General features: G+C 40.1%; 2 protein-coding genes. Both read left to right on the top strand.

The genetic code is table 11. From position 1 onward, the window contains the following. Nucleotides 1-294: 294 nt before the first annotated feature. The gene (locus G4P69_RS38455) at nt 295-525 is read left to right on the top strand and encodes a helix-turn-helix domain-containing protein (RefSeq protein WP_208344668.1); all 231 of its coding nucleotides are present in this window, start codon (nt 295-297) and stop codon (nt 523-525) included. Nucleotides 526-742: 217 nt separating this feature from the next. Further along, nucleotides 743-1,233 (top strand): hypothetical protein (locus G4P69_RS38450; protein ID WP_208355271.1); only part of this gene is annotated, 491 nt, incomplete at its 3' end.

Raw genomic sequence — 1,233 nt, 5'->3', positions numbered from 1 at the left:
TAAAGCTGTTCATTATATATTTTTGGGTTTAGCATTTTCATCGAAATAAGAAGCGTAAATTTGGTAAATAGTCCTCGTGATATTAGATTAAACAAAAGCGCTGCCCTAAGAGCACGGGAGGGCACAAGTTGTCCAGACGGTCGTCTTTTGTCTTACTATCAGTATACCTACTTTCGGTAGGCATATCAATGACTAGACTTATGATAGATAGTTATCCTTTGAGCTGCTTACAATAAATATTATTAATAGATAGACTACTGAAAGTAGGTTATTCTAGAGATACGAGTTTAAGTTATGGCTGTGAAAGTAAGACTTAAAGAAATTAGGAATGCTAGAGGAATCTCACAGAATGAACTGGCACGGAAACTAGAAATGTCATTGGCTAACGTTCAAAAAATTGAGTATGGTAAAGCCAAATCAATTCCTTTGGATACATTAGACAGGCTATGTGAGATTCTCAAATGTGAAGTTGGCGAACTACTGGTTCGTCTTGCAGATGATATAGATGAGGTAACAGCAGCATAATGGCGCATTGTTTTAAGGGTTGGGTACGAGTGTAGTTGATTGTTGCACCAGTAGCCTTTTACACCGATGGTAAGAAAACTTGCTTGTGTACAAATATAAATTTGTATTTTTATAGAAAGCGTGTTTATAGCGCTTTAAGCATGAATGTAAAACCCCTACAGCTAGTTTGACAGGCTTGCCAGTAGGGGTTGGTTACAAAAACATTTTAAAAAACTTTATGATTTCAATCATAACAGATTTCCCTGCACCTAGCGCGGGGGCAGATTCCCTATGGTTCGATTTTACTAGTACCCAACAAGTAACACTTGCGTGGATACAAACCCTCCCACCAGAACTGAAAGATGCAGCACTTTACAGGCTTTGTAAGACAGTTGAAGCTAAGCCAACACTGGTGGAGTCATTCACCCTAAACCAAGTGTTGTATCGTACAATTTCAGGTAACTCGTTCACCGAGTCAGCGGAAAGTGTCGCTGTTAGAACAGGGTGCGACAGAAAAACCATCCTCAAGGGACTCAATCAAGCAGTTGAGCAGAACATCTTGGAGAAAAACGAGCGCCCAGGAACAAGCACTGAATATTCCTTCAAACCAGTAGAAGAATGGCTTCCAGAGCCAGTAGTCCGTAAAACGGACATCCGTACAAAGAAAGTCGTAGAGTCTCTAGGAATACAAGGTACTGAGGAAGTAGGAAATGAACCGCAATTATCCAG

This window comes from Aetokthonos hydrillicola CCALA 1050, assembly GCF_017591665.1.
Lineage (GTDB): Bacteria > Cyanobacteriota > Cyanobacteriia > Cyanobacteriales > Nostocaceae > Aetokthonos > Aetokthonos hydrillicola.
The sequence above is the reverse complement of the archived record's forward strand: the minus strand, read 5'-3'. Positions and strand labels throughout refer to the sequence as shown.

Bases quoted from the DNA above. Each gene is read 5' to 3' on its own strand.
- G4P69_RS38455 (WP_208344668.1), top strand. From the start codon at position 295: ATGGCTGTGAAAGTAAGACTTAAAGAAATTAGGAATGCTAGAGGAATC.